General features: G+C 62.0%; 16 protein-coding genes. 6 read left to right on the plus strand and 10 right to left on the minus strand.

Features of this window, described 5'->3' with window-relative positions; all coding sequences use genetic code 11:
- Window positions 1-23: 23 nt before the first annotated feature.
- Window positions 24-1,616: a GWxTD domain-containing protein gene (locus OXH56_14525; GenBank protein MCY3556525.1), complete on the minus strand. Its 1,593-nt coding sequence runs from the start codon at window positions 1,614-1,616 to the stop codon at window positions 24-26.
- A 247-nt stretch (window positions 1,617-1,863) separates the two neighbouring features.
- Here OXH56_14525 and OXH56_14530 point away from each other — a divergent pair, with 247 nt between their 5' ends.
- Window positions 1,864-2,829, plus strand: a complete 966-nt coding sequence (locus OXH56_14530; protein MCY3556526.1) for an NAD(P)-binding domain-containing protein — start codon at window positions 1,864-1,866, stop codon at window positions 2,827-2,829.
- 69 nt (window positions 2,830-2,898) lie between these two features.
- Here OXH56_14530 and OXH56_14535 read toward each other — a convergent pair whose 3' ends face one another.
- From OXH56_14535 to OXH56_14555, 5 genes are all read right to left on the minus strand, one after another.
- Window positions 2,899-3,642 (minus strand): phytanoyl-CoA dioxygenase family protein, encoded by a 744-nt coding sequence (locus OXH56_14535; protein ID MCY3556527.1) that lies wholly within the window; start codon window positions 3,640-3,642, stop codon window positions 2,899-2,901.
- Window positions 3,643-3,644: 2 nt separating this feature from the next.
- A complete protein-coding gene (locus OXH56_14540; protein ID MCY3556528.1) occupies window positions 3,645-4,430 on the minus strand; it encodes a phytanoyl-CoA dioxygenase family protein in 786 nt (261 codons plus the stop codon).
- A gap of 93 nt (window positions 4,431-4,523) precedes the next feature.
- Window positions 4,524-5,279, minus strand: a complete 756-nt coding sequence (locus OXH56_14545) for a sugar phosphate isomerase/epimerase (GenBank protein MCY3556529.1) — start codon at window positions 5,277-5,279, stop codon at window positions 4,524-4,526.
- A 183-nt stretch (window positions 5,280-5,462) separates the two neighbouring features.
- Window positions 5,463-6,065 carry an NUDIX hydrolase gene (locus OXH56_14550; GenBank protein ID MCY3556530.1) on the minus strand — a complete coding sequence of 201 codons (603 nt, stop codon included), beginning with the start codon at window positions 6,063-6,065 and terminating at the stop codon, window positions 5,463-5,465.
- Between the two features lie 71 nt (window positions 6,066-6,136).
- Window positions 6,137-7,123 (minus strand): Ldh family oxidoreductase, encoded by a 987-nt coding sequence (locus OXH56_14555; protein ID MCY3556531.1) that lies wholly within the window; start codon window positions 7,121-7,123, stop codon window positions 6,137-6,139.
- A gap of 258 nt (window positions 7,124-7,381) precedes the next feature.
- On the opposite strand from OXH56_14555, the gene OXH56_14560 reads away from it, so the two are divergent.
- The 5 genes from OXH56_14560 (at window position 7,382) to OXH56_14580 (ending at window position 12,203) form a co-directional block, all read left to right on the plus strand.
- Entirely contained in the window at window positions 7,382-8,389 is a 1,008-nt protein-coding gene (locus tag OXH56_14560; GenBank protein ID MCY3556532.1) for an SDR family oxidoreductase, read from the plus strand.
- 199 nt (window positions 8,390-8,588) lie between these two features.
- The gene (locus tag OXH56_14565; GenBank protein ID MCY3556533.1) at window positions 8,589-9,974 is read left to right on the plus strand and encodes an aminotransferase class V-fold PLP-dependent enzyme; all 1,386 of its coding nucleotides are present in this window, start codon (window positions 8,589-8,591) and stop codon (window positions 9,972-9,974) included.
- 51 nt (window positions 9,975-10,025) lie between these two features.
- Window positions 10,026-10,484, plus strand: a complete 459-nt coding sequence (locus OXH56_14570; protein MCY3556534.1) for a hypothetical protein — start codon at window positions 10,026-10,028, stop codon at window positions 10,482-10,484.
- Window positions 10,485-10,540: 56 nt separating this feature from the next.
- Window positions 10,541-10,966: a hypothetical protein gene (locus tag OXH56_14575; GenBank protein MCY3556535.1), complete on the plus strand. Its 426-nt coding sequence runs from the start codon at window positions 10,541-10,543 to the stop codon at window positions 10,964-10,966.
- A 142-nt stretch (window positions 10,967-11,108) separates the two neighbouring features.
- A complete protein-coding gene (locus OXH56_14580) occupies window positions 11,109-12,203 on the plus strand; it encodes a GNAT family N-acetyltransferase (protein MCY3556536.1) in 1,095 nt (364 codons plus the stop codon).
- A 102-nt stretch (window positions 12,204-12,305) separates the two neighbouring features.
- Here OXH56_14580 and mpl read toward each other — a convergent pair whose 3' ends face one another.
- The 4 genes from mpl to OXH56_14600 form a co-directional block, all read right to left on the minus strand.
- Complete coding sequence (mpl, locus tag OXH56_14585) at window positions 12,306-13,766, minus strand: UDP-N-acetylmuramate:L-alanyl-gamma-D-glutamyl-meso-diaminopimelate ligase (GenBank protein MCY3556537.1); 1,461 nt, start codon at window positions 13,764-13,766, stop codon at window positions 12,306-12,308.
- Window positions 13,767-13,768: 2 nt separating this feature from the next.
- Entirely contained in the window at window positions 13,769-15,565 is a 1,797-nt protein-coding gene (locus tag OXH56_14590) for a tetratricopeptide repeat protein (protein MCY3556538.1), read from the minus strand.
- A gap of 120 nt (window positions 15,566-15,685) precedes the next feature.
- A complete protein-coding gene (locus OXH56_14595; protein ID MCY3556539.1) occupies window positions 15,686-19,078 on the minus strand; it encodes a hypothetical protein in 3,393 nt (1,130 codons plus the stop codon).
- A 30-nt stretch (window positions 19,079-19,108) separates the two neighbouring features.
- Window positions 19,109-20,881, minus strand: a complete 1,773-nt coding sequence (locus OXH56_14600; protein ID MCY3556540.1) for a S41 family peptidase — start codon at window positions 20,879-20,881, stop codon at window positions 19,109-19,111.
- Between the last annotated feature and the right edge of the window lie 376 nt (window positions 20,882-21,257).

The raw sequence follows: 21,257 nt of genomic DNA on the forward strand, positions 1-21,257 counted from the left end.
GGCATTCAGGGCTTGCCCGGGGCTCAGGGTTTGCCCGGGTCGGTTTCGGGAGCACTGAGAGGTACGGGCAGGTTCGGTTGGCCGAAACCTCCGTGATCCATAATCTGGCTCATGTCGATGAGGAGCAGGTCTTGCCGCCAGTTCGGGTTGAATAGCTCTCCCCGCGCCGAGGAATGCATCATTTCGTACCTGCCGATGTTCCGACGATCACCGAAAACGAAGAAATGACGTCCTCCTTCCGAAGTCCGCGAAGGATCACCCTGGACGCCTTCCGTGTAGTACCATATCTGGTAGGATTTCATGATGTTGTCGGAATCGTGGCGCTCGATTTCCTCCGGCTGTCCGTACCTGATGAAAACCGAGCCCCGGTCGCTTTCCGCCCCGCCCAGTTGATAGTCGGCATAGGAGAACCGTTCGTTGAACACCATCATGGATTCGTTCTCCGGAGTCTCGGGTGTCGGGTCCCGCATGCGCCAGAAAGCGATCAGGAATTCGGTCTTGCCTTCGAGGTCGAGATTGTCGTAAAGGTCGCGTTCCCGCTTGGAGGCGATGATGGCCAGCTGCCTGCGTCCCCGTTTTGCCTGTTCCTCGGTCAGGACCGTGGCGGGCGGCGGTGGCGGCGGTGGCTGGACAATCTCGAAGACGGAGGAACGGGTCGCTTCAGTCCCGGCCCGTGTGTCCCAGACCTTGATATCCAGGGTGTAGATACCTTCCGGGAAGGTCATGTAGTCCAGGACGATCACGTCCAGGCCATCGGATCCCGATACCATCCGGTTCTTCCTGGGAGGAAGTGGAAACGTCATCTCGTTGGCATGACTGGTTACCGAAGGGTAGATGTCGTAGGTCGCCTCGTCGGTCGCCGAATCCGGGGTCAGGTTGTACATCTCGAAATACAGGAACAGGTTTCGCGGCTTGTAGTTGCCGTCTTCAGGCATTTCGATCCATTTTTCAAATATCCGCAAGGGATTGGGCAGCACCAGCAGGCCGTTTTTCGTGAACCGGTTCTGCTCCTGCGCTTGCTGTATGAGCGTGGAGAACTGCAGGTCGCTTACCGAAAGTTCCGGTGCGTCAAGCGGCAGGGCGACAAAAGGTTTCTCGGCTTCGCCAGAGCGCCTGGAATTGAGGTCGGTCACGATGGCCTTCGCCCGGTACGTGCCCGGGGCGACGCCCGCGGCGATCTGTTCCAGTACCACTCTTTCCTCGCCTCTTCGAGTGATGACGACGGGCCGGTCCGTCTGGTATTCCCTTTTATAAACCGACTGGAAGACGGCGTTGTCCTGCTCGTCGATGATGGACAGATCGATCTCAAAGGGGGCGACGTAGACACCGTTATCTTTTTCTTCAAGCGTAAAACCGCTCGGACGGCACAGGAAATAGAACTCCAGGTAGGTCTGTCCTTCCTGTCCCCTGAAACCGCTCACGTCCACGGAAAAATCGATTTCGCCTGTGCTGTTCGCCGGCACGAGGAGGGGGTCGCCTCCGGCGCCGGTGGAGTCCGCTTCCGCCGCTGCGTCGGGATCTGCCTCCGGCACGGCGGGATCCTGTTCCTGTGCGTGAGCGGACCAGGCGATGAGCAGGCAGATCAGGCAGGCTATACGGCTGTAGTGTCGAATCACTTCGGGGTTCTCCGGTTCGGTGTCGTACCGGGTTCCCGATCATCGCGAGAACCCGGCCGCCGGATTTCATGCCGTTTTAAGGATACCGATTGACTTGGGGATCCCGGGATAACAATCTATGATATCCCACGGCCATGAGCGGCTGTGTGCTGAACTGTATACGTAATGTAAGGATTTATGTGGTGACGGGCAACCTGTTTGTCGGTTCAGAGTGGTTCGCTCGGCCCATGTTGCGCGGGAGGGTCCCATGCTGAGGCTCTGGTCGGATCGAACCGTTCCTCCCGGTATCCGTACGGAGTTCGACGACCGGCTGCTCGTCCACGGTTCGGCGGAAGCTTCGCCCGATGATCCGCTGCGGGACCTGCCCGGTGCCCACGCGATCGTCGCCGGCGCCCGACGAAACTACGATGGCGGCTTTCTGGACCGGTATCCGGACGTGAAGGTCATCTGCAGGACGGGAATCGGCATCGACAACATTGTCGTTCCGGATGCCACGGAACGGGGTGTCGCCATCTGCCATACACCGGAAGGCCCCACCGTATCCACCGCGGAAACGGCGATTGCACTGATCCTGTCCACGGTCAAGCAGATCAAGCGAGTTTCCGGCGAATTCGCGGAACGTCCCGGGAAGGACTACCTGTCAGGCTACCAGGGCATGGAGGTCTTCGGACGGACGCTGGGCCTGATCGGGCTGGGACGCATCGGCGGCCGGGTCGCGGAACTGGCCGCCGCCCTGGGCATGCGGGTCGTGGCCTACGATCCCTATATCGAGACGGAGCGGGCGTCGGAGATGGGTATCGAACGGGCGGATCGGATCGAGGACGTGCTGGCCCGGTCGGACGTCGTCTCCCTCCACGCGCCGCTCACGGAGGAAACCCGCCGGCTGATGGACGGAAAACGCTTCGCGCAAATGAAGCCGGGCGCGTTCTTCGTCAACGTTTCGCGGGGCGGACTCGTGGACGAAGAGGCCCTTTGCGCCGCCCTCGACCGGGGTCATCTCGCCGGGGCCGCCCTGGATGTCTTCGATCCCGAACCGCCGTCCCCTGGGAACCCGCTGTTCCACCGCGCCGACGTCGTCGTCACCCCGCATATCGCCGGCGTAACGGTCGCGAGCCGGGAACGCATGTGGCACATGGCGCTGACCATGGCCCTCCAGGTATGGAACGGCCAGCGGCCGGACCACATCGTCAATCCGGAAGTCCTGCCCGGCTGAGCCCGGTCAGCCACGCACGTTGCGGGCAGTACCGGATCTGGCCGCACGACGGAACCGATCCTGAAACACCTACCTGAAGACCTGGACGTCGGCCGCCCGGGGCGCGTCCACGCCGTGCTTCATGCGCATGATCTCCTTCTGGCGGTCCGTAAGCAGGCCGTACCATTCAGCGGGAAACCCTTCGTGGGGATCGTACTGGAACATGAGCATGCGTTTCCGATAGTGGGCGAAGAGGGCGTGCCGGTTCGCGGTGCCGCGGTTGGCCCCGCCCGCGTGCCAGCACTGGCCGTTGAAGACCAGCACGCTGCCCGCGGGAGCGGCCGGCTGCACGTAGTACTTCACGTCGGTATTGCTGGCGGGATGGGGAAGCCCGCATCGGTGGGTGCCGGGCACGACCCGGGTCCCGCCGTTTTCCGGCGAGAAACCGTCCAGCATCCACACCGTGTTCATCATGACCGGAGAGGCCATGTTGAGCATTTCGGCCGGGATGTCGCTGTGAAAGCCCTGGTCGCCGTCCCCCGGACGCACGATGCGGCTGTTCAGGCTACCGAGGATCAGCGACGGCTCGAGGTAGTGCTCGAGGATGGGCAGAATGCGGGGATGGTCGATGACCGGAAAGAAGATCGGGTCCAGGGTAGGCAGGTTGGCGACATGCCGGCAGGAACCCTCGCCTTCCCGTTCTTCACCGACCTCATCGCTAAGGCGTATCAGTACCCGGCGCATCGATTCGACCTGCTCGGCGGATAATACGCGCTCCACGACCGTGAATCCGTACAGGTCCAGCTCGTAAACGGCGTTTTCGAACTCGGTCATGGCTACTCCAGGAAAGCGCCGGGTATGCGCGTGTTGTCGTACTCCGCGTCCGCGTCCCGGGCCAGGATCGGTCCGGGGACTTCATCCGTCCAGTAGTCCGGTACGGTGGCCGGGCGCATGTGCCAGCCCAGGAGCAATGTTCGACGGCTTGCGCTGTTGTTTCCCCGGGCCGAGTGTAACAGCCGCGCTTCGCCGATCACGAGATCGCCGGCATGGACGGGTACGTCGATGGCGCCGGGGTGATCGCCAAACATATGGGAGTCTTTCTCATCCGCGAACCAGGCAGTCTGTTGATGCGGCGCTTCCACCTGTCCGTGCAGCGGTATGCGCTTCATGTGCGTACCCGGGATCACACGGAAACAGCCGTTTACACGGTCCGTGTCCACCAGGTAATAGGATAGGAATAGCTGCTGCGGCCAGGGCGCAAGGCTTAAGGGGTCGTTCCAGGTATCCCAGTCCTGGTGCCAGTACAGAGGCGGTCCGCCGGGCGGCTTGCTCAATACGTGGATAGTCCCGTTGGGCGTGAAATCATCCAGCCTCATGGCCCGCATCCAGGCCCTCGTCGCGGGCCAGTCCAGCAGCCTGCGCATCACGGCGTTCGCACAGGTATCCACGTGGATGTCAGATCCCTGGTAGTGCCATTCGGGCTGGTATTCCGCGGAATCCAGCAACCGGTCCGATTCCCGGCGGAGTTCGCCCAGGAACTCAGTCGACAACACGCCTTCGATGTGGCAGTACCCGTCCCGGGTCAACTGCTCACGTTTTATGTCACCCTGCTCCCTGGTCATATCCTGGATTCCATCCTCGTCCGTACGTGATCGGCTTCGTCACACGGCCTGCCCGGTCACTCGGCTGGCTCAATCTCACGTTCGGCCGGAATTCTACCTGTTGCCCCGGGAAAGGCCGTTGTCTACGAGATATCTGTAGCTCTTCTCCACTGCTTCGACCATGTCCGTCGCGCAACTGTCCAGCTCGACGATATGCCACTCGGTGTCGTCGCCACCGGCCGCGATCACGCCGGGGAGGTCCACCTTCCCTTCGCCCAGGGCGGTCATGTCCGTATTCCGCAGGCAGGGCCCGTCCTTGAGATGCAGCAGCGGCGCGCGGGGACCGAACCGCTCGAGCACGCCGGCCGGGTCCGGACCGCCGACCTGCACCCAGTACACGTCCACCTGGAAGAAGACCTCGGGCGCGAGATGCTCCAGCAGGATATCCGTCGCGATCCTTCCCTCCACCTCCTGATATTCCCACCAGTGATTGTGGATCCCGAAGGTCATGCCGTGGGGCGCCACGGTCTCCGCGGCCTCGTTGAAGCGGTCCGCCGACCACCTGATGTTGTCCACGGTACTGTGATCGTCGCGGCCCAGTCCGGATACGACGCGTTTCGTCCCGATCGCGTCCGCGGTCTCGACGACATAGGACCTGTTCTCTCCCACGGGCAGGGGAAGATGGGCGCTGGGTACCTCGAGACTCAACGATTCGAAGAGCCGTCCGGCCGCCTCCGGCGTCGTGCCGGGAAAACCGGCGGGTTCGACGCCCGCGTACCCGATCTCCGCGGTCAGGTTCACCACCTGTTCGTAGTTTTTGTCGGCCATTTCTCTGAGTGTGTACAACTGCAGGGCTACGGGTGGGGGCATGATGCGGCACCTCTTTCGGTTCTGAAGCCGTCCCGGGCGTCTCGGGACGATCATATCGGGACGATCATATCGGAACGATCATATCGGAACGATCATATCAGGACGGGGCGAATTGTACAGGAATGGTCGTTTGCAAGCGCGGGGAGAATATACCTCCACGGAAGGGGGCGTGCAAGCGAATCGTCAGGAGAGTCCGTAAACGAAATCTCCGCCGCCTCGCTTGAGGACGGCGTCGCCTTTGTGGAGCATGCGAAGCACGCTTTCTTCGTGGACGACCTCGAGCAGTTCTTCCTTTGAAAACCACTTCAGATCGTGGGATTCGCCGCTGATTTCGAGCGGTTGCTCCGTGGAAGCGGCCAGGAGGTAACGCAGGTCGTAGTGCTCGTGGGCAGGGACACCGTGCCGGGCGGCGATTACGTGGATATCCACGTCCAGGGGGACGAAGCCGTCAGAGTCCCGGTATAGTCCGAATCCCGCGAGCCCCGATTCCTCTTCGGCTTCTCTCAGGGCGACGAGGTGGGGCCGGGGACAACCGTCCGCATGGCCGCCCAGCTGCAGCCAGCGATCGAAGATCCGGTGCCGGGTCAAAAGAAGTTTCGATTGGTCGGGCGAAAGGACCCAGGCCGAACCGGTGATGTGGCCCGGCATGCACGTCCTTTCGAAGCAGTCGGGGCGTTCAGCGACCAGGTCCCGTATCCGGGCGACCGTGTCTTCTTCCGCGGGAAAACGCGCCCTGTAACGATCCAGCAAATGCAGGAGGACTTCCCGATCCGGCTGCCCGGCCATTACACTGCCTGGTGCGCTCGACGTTCCTGTCCTTGGTGGCTTCGGCCTCGACGGCCCGTTTTCCGATGGCCTCATCCGTCCGATTCCCAATAGCATGGCACGCCCAGATCATCGCTCAGTTCCCGAAGCGACTGGATATGGGCGTCGTCCAGTGGAATGCCGTGCTCGCCGAAATCGGCCTCCCGTTCGGCTTCGATTTCCCCCGGTAGAAGTGCACGATCAAGCCTCGGAAGCGGTTGCATGGCGTGCACTTTTCGACGCAGGTCCGCGACCGTCCTCGTGTAGTCGGACGGGTCACCGATGAAGGCGGGGTCCAGGACGACGGCGGTCAGGCTGCTGGTTGCGCCCGGAAAACGCTGCTCAACGGGAGATTGCGCGTCCACGGGCCAGGTCATCATGGCGGAGACGACCTGGTAGGCCAGCCCCTTGATCAGGGGGAGCACGCTGATCTCCGCGATTTCTTGTAGAACGTCGGGCAGTTCCAGGTGTACACCCATATCGATCAGCACGGGCGGCTCACCCTCCGCCGAAGGAAACCCGAAGCTCACGGGCGGGTTGTTCAACGCCTGGATAACGGGCTCGGGCCGGTCGAAGGGAAGTCGACTCATGGGCGTGCTGTAGTACAGGCAGATCATGCCCGCCCCGGTCGCGATGCGCGTCCAGTTGCCGACCGAACCCGTGTGCCCGCAGTGGGTCGCCGTGACCAGGCAGATCCCTGTTGTCTTCGCCCGCGACACCGCCGAACGTATCGCCCGGGCGGATACCAGGTGTCCGATGCCTCCATCACCGTCCCACTGCACCACGGCGCCGGCTTCCCGGTAGATCCTGACATTCGGCTTCGGGTTGTATCTCCCCGACTGGAAGGATCTCACGTAGCCCGGTAGTTGGCGGGTGCCGTGGCTGAGGACGCCGCGCAGGTCCGTCGCGGTCAGGTAATCGGCCAGTTCCGTCACGTGGGCTTCCGACTGGCCCGCCTTGCGAAGCGCTTCAACGGCAAAGCGGTACAGGGCCTTCGCGTCGTAGCGTGGATTGGAGTAGTCGACGGGAGTTATGGCCATACAAATCTCCTGAATCAAGGTCGTCCCCTGTATACCTGAATCTGAAACCATACCATAATGGGACCCGGACAGCAAAACAACCGCTATCCGATCACACCGTCGATCACTTTGACATGGGCCGCCTCAGTTTGACATGGACCGCTGCGGTATGTACCTTTTGAACTTCTTCAACGTATGCTTTTGTCAACGCTTACTCTTCTTTCAGTACAGACAACGTCCAGTGCCGATATACGGCCATATCATCTGCTGGGAAACGAAATGACAACGAAACCACTACAGGATCGCGTGGCGGTCGTTGCGGGCGCGACGCGCGGAACCGGACGGGGGATCGCCCGCATGCTCGGTGCGGCGGGGGCCACGGTCTACTGTTCCGGCCGAAGCGTGAAAGGCCATCCCGCCACGCCGGGCCGTCCCGAGACGATCGAAGAAACCGCCGAATTGGTCACGGCCGAAGGCGGCCGGGGCATTGCGGCAAGGACCGACCATACCGTGGAAGCCGAAGTGGAACGGTTGTTCGCGCGTGTCAGGGATGAACAGGGCCGGCTCGACCTCCTCGTCAACGACATCTGGGGCGGCGATGAGATGATCGAATGGGGTTCGCCATTCTGGGAACTCGAACCGGCCAAAGGCTTGAAGATGCTCGAAGGAGCGGTGCACACCCATATCATCACGAGCCGGTACGGCGTACCCATGATGGTCGAGCGGAACGCCGGACTGATCGTGGAAGTCACCGACGGCGACACGATGGGCTACCGGGGCAACCTATTCTACGATTTCGCGAAAAACGCCACGATCCGGCTGGGTTACGCCATGTCGCGCGACCTCCACGCGCACAACATCACCGCGCTGACCGTTACACCCGGCTTCCTGCGGTCCGAAGCGATGTTGGACGGCATGGGGGTCACGGAAGAAAACTGGCGGGATGGGATCAAGCAGGATTCGTTTTTCGAGGAATCGGAGACGCCGTGTTACATGGGCAAGGGGGTTGCGGCCCTGGCGGCCGATCCGGACGTCGCGTCGAAGCATGGCGGACTGTACGGTAGCTGGACGCTGGCTAAGGAGTATGGTTTTACGGACCTGGACGGACGCCAGCCGGACTGGGGCAGCTACTTTTCGGCCAGGATACGGGAAATTACAGATCACCAGGAATCGCCGGACGAGATGGACCTGTACAATGTTCGCGCACGCATGAACCAGATCGAGCTGGATCCTGCGGCAGAAGCGGAATACAGGCGCACGAGGGAATACCTGGACAGGCATGCGTAAATAACGCGATGGCGTGAAAAATTCGATGAGGTCGTTGTATGTTCGGCCCACCCTTTGCATGTATACCCACGGGCCGGTGACGTCGAGTCCCATCAACCGTAAACGCTTGTAAACTTCACCGTGTCTGATTATACTGGCATACTACTCTTCCCCACACCGTTAAAATTGGGAATGTTGCTGTCCCTGACGGAGGTTTTCCATGTCTGACAACGAAGGCACGATCAAGATCGATTCCCGTATCCAGGATTTCGAGAAGATCCAGAACCTGTCCCGCCGCGGATTCATGGGCAGCGTGATGGCCGGCGCGGCCGGAGTGGCAGGAGCATCGACCCTGTTGTCCACGGTCACTGAAGCCGAAGCGGAGCCACTGCCCGACATCGCCGACATCCCCCCAGGCGGAGCGGCCCCGGACGACGAGGCGTACTGGGAAGGCGTGGCGGACCAGTTTCTGCTGCGCAACAACGTCATATACATGAATTCGGGCACACGGGGCATATCGCCCGTGAGCGTGCATAGGGCGCAGGTCGAGGCCGTGGAAGCCGTGAATTCGGATCCCAACATGTGCTGGTCGACTTACTTCTTCGCGGGGATGGACGAGATCCGGGAGAAGATGGCCGCGTTCATCGGTTCCGAGGTCGACGAAATCGCCTTCACCAACAGCACCACCGACGGGATGGGCCTTGGATTCATGGGCTTGCGTCTGGATCCCGGCGATGAGATCCTGACCACGAACTACGACTACGGCTGGGTGAAAAACATGATGGCCTACCGGGCGAAGCGGGACGGACTGGAGTTCAGGATGGTGGACATCTCGGACCCCAGTTTCCGCACGCCGGACAGTCCGCAGAAGGTCATCGACGCCGTGGCGGCGGGCATCACGCCGAAGACCAAATTCCTTACCATCTGCCACGTCAATTATACCGACGGGTTCGTCATGCCGGTCAAGGAGATCTGCGATATTGCCCGCGACCGGGGCATCATCACGCTGATCGACGGCGCCCAGCCGCCGGGCATGATGAAGATGGACATGAACGAACTCGGTTGCGACATGTACGCGGGGCCGGGCCACAAGTACATGCTGGCAGCCCAGCATACCGGGTTTCTCTACGTCCGGAACGACATCGAGGACAGAGTGCATCCGCTGGTCTACACGGGTTCGTCGAATCCCGAGTTTGCCGTCACGGGCGCCAGGAAATTGGAGCAGCGGGGATCCACGAGCTACTCCGACCGCGTCTCGATCGGCGCGGCCCTCGATTTCCACAACAGGCTGACCGTCGAGGCCACGGAAGCCCGGCTCCGTTACCTGTCGCGGCGCCTGAGCCAGGGCCTGAAGGCCATCGACGGCGTCACCGTGTACGCATCCGATGACCCAAATATGTCCTGCGCCCTCATATCCTTCTCCGTCAAGGACCTCGACCCATCGTTTATCGTCGGGCGCCTCTGGTACCGCAGCCCGAACATCTATATCCGTACCGTCGGAGCCGCCGGTGGTTTCAGCGGAGTACGCGCCACGCTGCACGTCATGGACACGGCCGACCAGGTGGATACGCTCATCGACCGTATCGCTGGTCTCGCTGAGAGTTAAGATCCCAAGGCAGGCTTAGGGCTGAGTCGAAAACGAATTCCTGGAGCCGGTATGAGCATTGTACGTTTTGCGATTGCCATAATCGTTGGCACGCTGGTCCTGCTCGTCCTGGGATTCATCCTCTACGCGCTGATATTCACCGGATACTTCGCCGCGAATGCCGAACCGGGCGCGGCAGCTGTGACCAAAGACCCGCCCGAAATGCTGTTCATTTACCTGAGCGAGTTGATTCTGGCCGTTCTGTTATGTCTGGTGATCGGCTGCTGGGCGGGCGCATCCGGTGCGGTTGCAGGACTCAGGACCGGTGCGGTTTTCGGATTCCTGATGAGTCTCGCCATCAGCATGATGTTCTATGGCACGGTGAACTACATGAATCTGCAGGCGACGTTATTCGACGTCGTCCTGACGACATTGCGTGTTGCCATAGCGGGTGCCATGATCGGGATGGTGCTGCGAAGGAAGCAGCCCGCCGAACCCGCGGCCGGAGCGACTGCCGCGGTCAACAGTTGAGTCGGGCTTAATCAAGCACTTGAAGACGGAACGAGTCTTCACGGCAAGAGGAGTCTATGTCCGCGCAACGATTCACAGTGGCGACCGTGACCGGCGCCGTCATGGTGCTGTTACTGGGTCTGGTCACCGGTGCCTTGTTCGGCGGTCTGTTCGAAGGTTTCGCGGTGACGGCCCCCGAACTGGTCATGAAGTCCAGCCCGAACGCGTGGACGATCGTGCTGGGCGCCGTGGCCATGGGGGCGCTGCTGACCGTCCTGCTCGGTTGCTGGACGGGCCACACCGGCGCGATGAAAGCGCTCGGGACCAGTGCGGCCTTCGGGTTGCTCCTCCACCTGTTCCTCGGATTGAGCCTGTTCGGCATGACCACCATGCTGAACATCACTGGTACCCTGGTCAAGGTCGTCATCGATACGGTGCAGGTGGCGTTGGCCGGGATGGCCGTTGGCTACGTGTTGGGCCGCTCCGGGCAGACCGAGTCCTGACCCTGGATCGTAATCAGCCCATAACCTAGGTCCGGCCCGAACACAAGCCCTCAATCAAGACCGTACCCTGGGCCGCATTCAAGCCTGCACCCCAGGCCCGTACGCTGGTCCTTACCCTTGCCGTTCGGCCCTCTCTCACCCTATGTACACACCGATCGCTGACAAGACCCTCCGCACGGGCGAGACGCTCGCAATCGGCGTCGTCCTTGCGCCGGACGACCCTGCGCCGGACGAACGCACACCGATGGACAACCACGCTCCGGCCGACGATCATGGACCGGACGCCGACCACGCGTCGCTTGTCCGTCCGATCCTGGCGCACAAGTCGCGCAATGATCAGTGGCACCTCGACGAGGTGTTCGCCGGGCGGGTCAGTGCCCTCGAAACCCGGTTCTACCTTGGCCGCCTGAACGACCGATCAGTCTGCAACATCATGGTCAGCGAGCACGACGGCATCGGCATCCTGAGCCACGTGTACACCGCGCCGGAACACCGCCGCAAGGGCATAGCCCGGTTCGTCATGACCGAACAGATGGCCGATTTCAATGCCCGGAGCGGCCGGTACCTGACGCTGTCCACCGGTTACGACACTCATCCCTACCACCTCTACCACGGCTTTGGCTTCCGAAGCGTCGTGCCGGAGTCGGGCCACATGAAGTACATGTCCGACGCCGGTCTGGAGTTGGAGTCTTTCGAGGCCGAGCATTCCCGCGACGACAGGGCCGGCCAAGCCCGCGGCGACAGGAGCGGCGAAGCCCGAGTGATACCGGGGGACTGGCAGCACTGGCCTTCACTGAACGTGCTCTGTGCCCAGGCCGGTCCGCCATACCTTCGCAACGTGGGACTGGGGCATATTGGGCCGCGCATGTTCGAAGGGGCCTACATGTGGTTGATGAAGGAAACGCGGGAAGAGGACGATGTCCAGGTCCGGCTGGTGGTTACGGAGCACGGCGCGGTAGCGGGTTACGCGACCCTGGTGCCCGATATCCGCTGGCGCGGTGAGACCATGCTTCTCGACCTGACCGTTCATTCCGACTTCGAGGCACTACTGAAGCCATTACTCGAGTCGTTTGCCCTGCCGCCCGGACGCAAGGTGCTCTGCCACGTTGAACCGGACGACGACTCGAAGACCGCCGCACTGCGGGACGCGGAATTCGTCCACGAGGCTACGCTCCGGCAGCAGTACAAAGCCGCCGGCAACGTGCTGGACGTCGAGGTGTACGTGCGGTACGGCTGACCCCGGTCGCCGCCTGACCGGTGCCGCCGCCTGACCTCGACTGCTGCCCGACTCCATCCGTCGTCGGACCGCGACCATCACCAGAAATCGCCCGCCGCTTGACTAGCCAGACTCCGCCGCTCCCCCGCGCTGCAGCCTGTGCAGTGCCTTTTCGTGGATGCCGCCGAAACCCCCATTGCTCATGAATACGATCCGGTCGCCCGGCGCCGCCTGTCCGGCCAATAGCGACACGATCTGTTCCACGCTGCCCGGAGCTTCGGCATCCACGCCACGTTCACGCAGCCCCGCCACGAGTTCTTCCACCGAAAACCGGTTACCGACGGGTGCCTTCTCGGGCAGGTAGACCGGTGCGACCAGCACGCGGTCTGCCTGATCGAACGCGGTGGCATAGGCGTCCTGGAAGTTTTGACGGATGGTGGTCGCCGATCGGGGTTCGAACACCGCCCAGGTCCGCCGCCCGGGCGCGGCTTTCCTGAGGGCATCCAGCGTGACCTCGACGGCCGTGGGGTGGTGGGCGAAATCGTCGTAGACCGTGATGCCATTCACTTCGCCCCGCATTTCGAGACGTCGTTTCACGCCGGGGAAGGACGCGAGACCCCGCGCCAGGTCCGGCCATGATACCCCGTAATGGCGTGCCGCGGCGACCACGGCCAGGGCGTTCCGGACATTGTGGTCGCCGAGTTGGCCCGTCGACAGCCGGGTGCGGTGCTCGTCTCGCTCATACAGGTCGAAGGACGTGCCCTCGGGATCGAAGGAAAGGTTGCGCGCCGACCACCGGGCGCCCGACGACGCGCTCTCGCCTGACGACGCGCGCCCGCCCGGTGAAATGCCCATGGTGTGAACGGCACAGTATGCGTGGGAAACGATTGCCTGGACGTGCTCATCGTCCTCCGGACCGATCAACAGCCCGGTTTCAGGGATGATGTTGACCAGCCTTCGGAAGGAAAGCGCGATTTCGTCGATCGAATCGTAGATGTCCGCGTGATCGAACTCGACATTGTTGATGATTACCGTGTCGGGCAGGTAGTGAAGGAACTTCGCCCGCTTGTCGAAGAAGGCGCTGTCGTATTCGTCGCCTTCCAGGATGAACAGGTCGCCCGATCCCAGCCGCGCCCCGGTCTGCCAGCCGATGGGCACGCCGCCGACGATGTAGCTGGGATCCAGGCCCGCCTCGGTGAGCACCCAGGCGAGCATCGCCGTCGTCGTCGTCTTGCCGTGTGTACCGGTGACCACGATCGATTTGCGGTCCCACAGGAAGAAGGACTTGAGCGTCTCCGGCATGGAAGCGTACCGGATCTTCCGGTCCAGGACGGCTTCGGCCTCGGGATTGCCCCGGGAAACGGCGTTTCCGATGACCACGAGGTCCGGCTGAGGATCCAGGTTGGCGGCAGAGAAACCCTCGAACACGGGTATCTGCTGCTCCGAAAGTACCGTGCTCATCGGGGGATATACGTTCTCGTCGCTACCTGTGACCCGGTGTCCCAGGGACTTGAGCATCACCGCGAGCGCGCCCATGCCCGTGCCGCAGACGGCCACCAGGTGAATGTGAAGCGGTCGGGACATGGTCACGGCATGGGGGGATGGTCTTCGGTCAGTTCCCGGATCTTGCGGCGGGCGGCGTCGTTCCGGAAGTGGTCGGGGTGAGACAGGAGCAGGGTCTCGTACTCGGTGAGTGCCCGGGGGATGTCGCCGATCTTCGTCTCGTAGATTTCCGCGATCCGCCAGCGGGCGGTGGCGACACGTCGGCTCTCCGGATATCGCTCGATCAGGTCCTGCAGGGCCGCGACGGCCTGGAACGGCTTGTCCATCCGGTCGAGCAACATCCCGATGTCCAGGATGACGGTGTCGGCGATCGGGCTTTGCGCGTTTTCTTCGACAATCGACTTGCAGGCTTCCAAAGCCTCCTGGTCCTTGTACTGGCGTCGCAGCAGCACCGAGCGGATATAATCGGAAAGCGGGCCGTCTCCGCCCTGGCGGCCTTCCGCAATCAGGATGGTCCACGCCAGTGCATCGTTGGCATAGGGGCTGCCCGTAAAGCGGTCCGCCGTATCCTGGAAATGGCCCAGGGCATCGTCCAGGCGGTTCTGGAACAACGCCAGTTCACCCAGGTGGTATTGCGTCCGTGCCCGGGCCTCGGCTTCGATGGGTTCGCCGCCCGGCTCTAGGATGGCGTTGTACTGGACGATCGCGTCCTCCAGGCTGCCCAGGGCGACGTAACATTCCGCCATGCCGAACCGGGCTTTCTCCCTGTACTCCTGCGCGGAAGCGTCCGCCAGCAGTGAACGGTACATGGCGAGCGCCCGTGGTGCGTCCCGATAGTGGACCAGAAGCAGGTTCGCCAGGTTGGACATGGCTTCGTCTCGGTACCCCGTATTCGGATACCGCGCGATGGTCTGCCGGTAGGTATCGGCGGCATCGTCCATGCCGCCGAGCTTCCGGAACGCCAGGGCAAGGCCGGTATACGCCTCGGCGCGCAGGGTTTCCGACCCATTCGCCCCGATCAACTCCCGGTACGTATCGATGGCGTCCTGGTGGTGCCCCTCCCGCAACGCCCAATCGGCATACCGGACCAGGTATTTCCCGCTGTCCCCGTCCAGCCGGTCCGCTTCACGGTACGCCGCGAGCGCTTTCTCCGGCTTTCCGGACCGTAGATAGAAGCTGCCGAGTAGGTCCTGGGCGTCCTTGCTGTCACGGTGTTCAGCCACTGCCGACCGCAATGCCTGTTCCACGAGTTCCCGGCTTCCGATCGACGCGAGCAGGTCGATCCGGTCGTTGACGATACGCCACTGGGCGGGTTGCTGTATCAACCAACGCGTGAATTCCCGGACGGCGCCCGGCACCTCGAACGCACTGGTATAGACACTGGCGAGGGCCAGTGCGAAAGCCTCCGGTTTGCCCAGTCGCTTCCGGCCGTCCAGATAAGTCTGAATGGCCCGGTCGTACGCCTGCCTGTCGAGGTGCATATTCGCGATCTGGCTTACGGCCGATTCGCTCTGCGGAAAGTGTACCAGCATGATTCGGATCTGTTCCTCCGCTTCGTCGTCCCGTCCGGCGCCGAAAAGCGCTTCGGCGAGCCTGCCGCGCATTCTTGAATCGTCGGGAGACTTTGTGATGTTCGTTTCGAGCAGAGGGATCAGCTTGTCGTACGCTTCCAGCCGGAAGTACAGCCTGAGGGCGCCGTTCAGGGCGGACCGGTTATCCGGGTCGTCCTGCAGCACCCGTTCGAACAGGACGGCGGCGCGGTCATACTGCCGGAGGCGTTCCAGGCTCCTGGCCTGTTCGATCCGCCGGTTCAGGTCGGCGGCCCGGTTGACTTGTCCCTCGACGCTCGAGGGCAGGAGGACCTGAACCACCAGCAACACGGCGAGCAGACCGCCTGCGAGATGCGTACGTCGCGGAAATGCAAGACCGCCTGCGCGATGCGTATGTCGCGGTAAGGCAATGCCGCGAAGCGCTTTGGGGCTGCGAATCACATTTACCGCCTAGTTCACGACCGGAACGGTTGATAGCGCACGGAAATAGGCGCGGATGAGGGCTTCGTATTCCTGGGGATAAGCGCCTTCCTCGAAACGGCCCATAACATCGTCACGCAGTGTGCGTTCGAACCGGATCAGGTCTTCGGACAGATCGCCGGGAGACGGGCGGGTCGCCAGGTCCTCGCCCGGGGCGGCCCGACGCCTTTCCTCGCGTCGCTGGCCGCGTATTGACCTTGAAGCATCCAGCAGCCTGGACAGGATCCGTTGCTGGCGCTCCACCAGGGCGGGGTCGATCTGGTACTGTTGCAGTTCCCGTACCGTGTCTTCCATCTCCTTCTCGATTTCCTGAAGCCGTCCGAGGACCTGGCCCTGGTTGGCCTGCTGTTCCCGCCGCAGTTGTTCGAGGCTTTTCCGCAATGCTTCCTGCCGCGCCGCCAGCCTGGAAACCTGCGCCTGGGTCTGCAGATCCATTTCCCCATCCGACCCGTCCATCATCTGGTTCATCTGATCGTTGATTCCGGTCTGCTGCCTCGCCATGCCCTGCAGCCGTTCGATGAGGTCCATCATGCCGGAGGACGAACCGGAATTCGCCATGTTGCGCATGGCCCGCTGCAGGGCGAGCACGGTTTCGTTCAGCGCCTCCATGGCAGCCAGTTGCTCCTCTGACGCGGAATCGCGCTCCTGTTCGGCCAGGTGGCCCTCCGCGCGATCCATGCTGTTCAGCGTTTCTCCCAGCGCTCGTCCGATAGCCGGCGAGATGAACATCGTCTTCCGGGCGATGGATACGAGGTCGTTGGTTACGAGCGATGCGCCATCCGATAGACCCTGCTGGTCTTCCGAAAGGATATCAATGCGTGTGACGGACCCGCCCGGCTGACGCGTGCGTTCGTTAAGGTCCTCCTGGCCGACGGAGAGATCGACCAGTTGGTGCATCGCGCGGCGCATGCCCTCCGCGATTTCCTGCATCCGGTCTTCCTGTAGCTGGTCCTGGATCTCCTGCAGTTGCTGACCCAGGCTGGTGAGCGCCTGGGACATTTCAGTCTGGCCTTCCATCGCCTTCTGCATCCTGCCCAGTCTGAGCTGCGAAGTGATCTGTTCCATGGAACCCTTCATTTCCTGGCGTTCCATTTCCATTGATGCGTCCCGAACGCTTTCAGAGGGCATGTCCCTGAACGCTTCCATTTCGTCGGCCAGACGCTCTAGTCCGCGTTGCAGGGAACCCGTATCCGTGCCCAACTGCTCCTGCTTTTCCGCCAGGTCCATCCCTTCTCTGCCGTCTGACGTATTCTCCGTGGCGTAGCGCAGTTCGTCCTGCCGGACGGCGAGTTCCTTTGTCTGACGCGCGGCGGCCATCAACTGCTGCTCCGTCCGGATTCGCTTCAGTATGGAAAGGCTCCGCTCCAGCCGTTTCAGGAACTCCTCCTGCTCGAATTCGAAGGCTTCCATCGACGCTTTCAGCTGTTCGTCGTCGATGGACTGAAGGGCTTGTTTCAGGTCACGCATGGCCTCCAGCAGTTCGGGCGTGGCAATCTCCTGAAACAGCTTTCTCAATTGGTCCATCTTGTCGATGAGTTCCTGGCTCATCGAATCGTGGTCTTCGAGGGTTTCCATGGCCGCCTTCACCGCTTCGGCCGCCTTGAGGAGTTCGTCGGTCGCCTCTTCCTGGCCGGCCAGGACGGACTCGATTTCCTTCTTCTGCTCCCAGGTCAATTCTTCCGTCTGAACCCCTTCTGCCTCCTGCCTTGCCTTCTGCTCGAGCGTCTGGTTCAGCGCTTCGATCTTCTTCTTCGATTCCTCCTGCTCTTGCAGCAGGTCTTCCATGTCGGTGACCTGCTGCTCCTGCGTATGGTCGATCTGTTCGTAGATCTCTTCTATCGATGGAAACCGGACCGTGTAGGTTCGGCTTACCGCCCGTTTGGGACCCGAAACCGTGTCGTTGTCATAGAGTTCGATTCGATAGGAGACCACGTCCCCGGGAAACAGGTTTTCATTGGAGAGGTCCCAGACGAAGGGCTGCGTCATCATCGTGGACGCCGTGTCCACGGGGATGGGCTTGACCCGCTCTTCGCCTTCGGGTTCCTTGCGATGGATCAGGTTCATGGCGGAGAAACCGAAGTCGTCCGTGGCCGATACCAGGAAGGGAACGACCATGTTCTCGGTAAGGTCGATGTCCCGGCCCGGAGACAGGATCCGCAAGGACGGCATGCGGTCCGGCAATGCGATGATCCGGTACCAGGCGGGATTCACGTTTTCGTGTCCGTCCGCGTTGCGCAGCGAGATACGGTACCGCCCATCGGTCAGCACGGTCAGCGGCGCCGCGGCCGTGTCGTTCACCACCTCCATGGTTATCGGCCTGTCCGCATGCTCGAGGTAAAGCGCCGCTTCCGACAGGTCCCGGCCCGCGTTCACGGCGGCCAGGTCTACCTTCGTTCCTTTCAATGCGACGATATCTCCGCCTTCCGTGGTGGTTCTGGGCGCCAGCCTGGTGTAGGCCGGATAGTGATAGGTCAGGTGCAGCGCGCCGAGGAACGGGCGATCAATGGCGTTGATTCGGAAGGGAGGGGTGACGGCGTCGCCCGCTTCGACGACATAGGTCAGGCTTTCCCGGATCTCACGCACGGTGTGGGCGTAGGTTGCCGGCGCCGTGACCTTCATCTCCACGGCATTCCGCAGTCCGTCGTCGGAGACCAGTTGCAGCACGGTCCGGTCGGGTCGCTCCCCGGAAGCTTCGGCCATGATCGTGACCTGTCCGCCCGATGTGACTTCCACATCGCCCGGCGCTACGCTCAGAAACGTGCGTTGCGGAGGCTGGAAATGGGTCAGGGGGCTTGCCAGGCGGTTCAGCGCGCCCGATAACGGTGCGCCATAAGCGGCCATCGCGATCAGCGCCAGCAGTGCGGCAATGCCGAATCCCCTGGCGGACCGTGCGATACGGTGCCGCTGATCCGCTTCGTTGAAATCCACCGTTTCGGTGTGCCGCGTGGTATCCGACACCGCCGCGTCCAATAGCGCGGGAGAGGTCCCGTAAGCATTGAAACCTGCCTGCCGCTGTTCGGCGAGTTGCAGGGCCACGGTGACACGGTCGTTCAGGTCGGGATACTGGCGATCGACCCGCCGCCCGAGGTCCTCGTCGGACAAACCGTTACGCAGGCGGTCCAGACAGCACCGGACCGGCCAGGCCGCGATGAGGAGGATCCCCGCCGCGATCAGACCCAGGCGAACCGTCCGGTCGAGATACAGGTAGGATTCGAGCGCGGCGAGGGAAAGGACGAGGATGCAGATCAGCGCGCCGGCGGTGAACACCCCTTCGACGATGACGATCCACCGGCTTCGGATGCGTAGCGCGTGAAGCCGGTCTCGCAGCGCGTGCCAGGTAGAGAGGGTTGTTTTGCTCGGCACGGTCAGTCCTCGAGCTTCTAACGACTTACGCTATTGCTGTACCAGCATTTCGTGAGAGTAAAACAGCTGGCGGGCCTGCTGGAGCTGCTCGTCGCCGGCCGCGGCCACGCGGCTGGCTTCCTCGTCACCCCAGAGGTTCCGGGCGAGCGCCCGCTTCAGCTGGAGTTCGATGACGTCCCGGTCGTCGTTGAACTCCTCGTCGGAGAATGATATCCCCGAGTCCCGGACCTGGACCTTGAACGCTTCCAGCATCGCTTCTTCGACCTGGAATTCCTGCAGGAAGACGTCGAAATCATCCCTGAGGTCCTGCCGGTCCGCCTGGGATACGCTGTAGGCGTTGGCGAATTCGAAACAGGCCCGGTCGAAAGGCACCCATCCCCTGTACTTGCCGATTACGAAGGGGTACGTGCGTTTCGGGGCCGGGATCACGACGTCGGGAGAAATGCCGCCGTCTCCATAGACCGTTCGCCCGGCGGCGGTGGTGAATTCCGTGCGCTCCGTGATGTCCGTGTGGTCAGCTTCGTCTGCGCGGCCTGCCTGGTCTGCCTGTTCCGCCTGGTCTGCCTGTTCCGCCTGGTCTGCCTGTTCCGCCTCTTTCGCGCGATCCTCATCCGTATCAGATTCCGTACCGGTTTCCGTATCGGATCCTGTTTCGTACCCGGCCTCGCCGGTCTCACCAGCTTCGCTGAACGAGCCTTCGACGTATTCCTGGAAGGACTTGTTCTTATAGTCGCGCTGGATCATCCGGCCGCTCGGAGTGTAGTACCTGGCCGTCGTCAGCTTGAGCGCGGAACCGTCCGTCAGATGGGGCTCCGCGAAGAGGGTCTGAACGAGACCCTTGCCGAAGCTGCGGGTTCCGGCGATTACGCCCCGGTCCCAGTCCTGCACGGCGCCCGCCACGATCTCGGAAGCGGAGGCCGAGCGGTGGTCCAGCAGGATCACCAGGGGCATTTCCCGGTGGTTTACGCCGCTTATCGATTTGAAGGTCTGGTTGGAGCTCCGGTTCCTTCCCATGGTTTTGACGATTACGCGGCCTTCGGGTATGAACTTGCTGGACACTTCGACCGCCTGGTCCAGGTATCCCCCCGAATTGCCTCTCAGGTCGAGGATCAGCCGTTCCATGCCGGCCTGCTGCAGCCGGTCCAGGGCGGTTTCCAGTTCACGCGAAGTGGTCTTGGCGAACCGGATCAACTGGATGTATCCCGTCTGGTCTTCCAGCATGAAGGACGTCCTGACGCTGCGAATGGGGATACTGTCCCGGGTAATCGTCACGTCGAACCGTTCGTCGACGCCGGGCCGTTCGATAGTTACGTCCACCCTGGTCCCTTTCTCTCCGCGCAGTCTCTGCCTCACCTCGTCGTGCTTGATGCCGATCGCCGATTCACCGTCGATCCGGACGATACGATCTCCGGATTGCAGGCCGACGGCTTCCGACGGCGATTCGTCGATCACGGAAATCACGTACAGGAATCCGTCCAGTACATCGAACTCGATCCCGATCCCGTAGAACTTCCCGCTGAAGCGCTCGCCCATTTCGGCGAAGCTCTCCTTGCTCAGGAAGCTGGAATGGGGGTCGAGCACCTCGAGCATGCCGTCGATCGCGGCGTAGATCAACTCGCCGGGCTCTACCTCCTCCACATAGTTGTCGTTGACCAGGTTGAGCACGCCCATCAGCAGCCTGGTGCTCGAGAAGATGTTGTCCGCCGCGTGGATCGTCCGGTCGGCCGCGTTGCCGAGCAGGAACGACCCGACTGCGACAAAGACCAGCAGGATGGCGTATTTCGGTTTCTTCAGGGTCGACATATGGCCAGACTCCTTCGTCCCGGTCTTCCGCCCGGGATTCGACCAGGTTCGCGCAAGAAACGACCTTCAGGTTGCATACAAGGGAGGTCGCCGGTTGATATTTAAGTAACTAAGTAATACTAAAGCAGGGATGTACCCTGTCAATGGATTTCGGGGCGTGCGCCCGATGGTGTTTTTCGTGTTCACGCCTTGACAATCCCCCTGTGTTTCTGTAACTTTCCCGATCTCGCTGATCATCATCTTATTGAGGGTCCGGGTGGATTCCATGCGGTCCCGCGGTCATCCCCGATTGCGACGTAACAGGCACAGCGTATTCATTATACAATATGAACGCCGACGCCATTTCAATGGTTTCACCGTCCACCCTACGGAACGC

The organism is Gemmatimonadota bacterium (assembly GCA_026702745.1).
Taxonomy (GTDB): Bacteria; JAAXHH01; JAAXHH01; order JAAXHH01; family JAAXHH01; genus JAAXHH01.

Bases quoted from the DNA above. Each gene is read 5' to 3' on its own strand.
- OXH56_14600 (MCY3556540.1), bottom strand. From the start codon at position 20,881: ATGTCGACCCTGAAGAAACCGAAATACGCCATCCTGCTGGTCTTTGTC.
- OXH56_14530 (MCY3556526.1), top strand. From the start codon at position 1,864: ATGCTGAGGCTCTGGTCGGATCGAACCGTTCCTCCCGGTATCCGTACG.
- OXH56_14560 (MCY3556532.1), top strand. From the start codon at position 7,382: ATGACAACGAAACCACTACAGGATCGCGTGGCGGTCGTTGCGGGCGCG.
- OXH56_14550 (MCY3556530.1), bottom strand. From the start codon at position 6,065: ATGGCCGGGCAGCCGGATCGGGAAGTCCTCCTGCATTTGCTGGATCGT.
- OXH56_14575 (MCY3556535.1), top strand. From the start codon at position 10,541: ATGTCCGCGCAACGATTCACAGTGGCGACCGTGACCGGCGCCGTCATG.
- OXH56_14540 (MCY3556528.1), bottom strand. From the start codon at position 4,430: ATGACCAGGGAGCAGGGTGACATAAAACGTGAGCAGTTGACCCGGGAC.
- OXH56_14535 (MCY3556527.1), bottom strand. From the start codon at position 3,642: ATGACCGAGTTCGAAAACGCCGTTTACGAGCTGGACCTGTACGGATTC.
- OXH56_14545 (MCY3556529.1), bottom strand. From the start codon at position 5,279: ATGCCCCCACCCGTAGCCCTGCAGTTGTACACACTCAGAGAAATGGCC.
- mpl (MCY3556537.1), bottom strand. From the start codon at position 13,766: ATGTCCCGACCGCTTCACATTCACCTGGTGGCCGTCTGCGGCACGGGC.
- OXH56_14565 (MCY3556533.1), top strand. From the start codon at position 8,589: ATGTCTGACAACGAAGGCACGATCAAGATCGATTCCCGTATCCAGGAT.
- OXH56_14570 (MCY3556534.1), top strand. From the start codon at position 10,026: ATGAGCATTGTACGTTTTGCGATTGCCATAATCGTTGGCACGCTGGTC.
- OXH56_14580 (MCY3556536.1), top strand. From the start codon at position 11,109: ATGTACACACCGATCGCTGACAAGACCCTCCGCACGGGCGAGACGCTC.
- OXH56_14555 (MCY3556531.1), bottom strand. From the start codon at position 7,123: ATGGCCATAACTCCCGTCGACTACTCCAATCCACGCTACGACGCGAAG.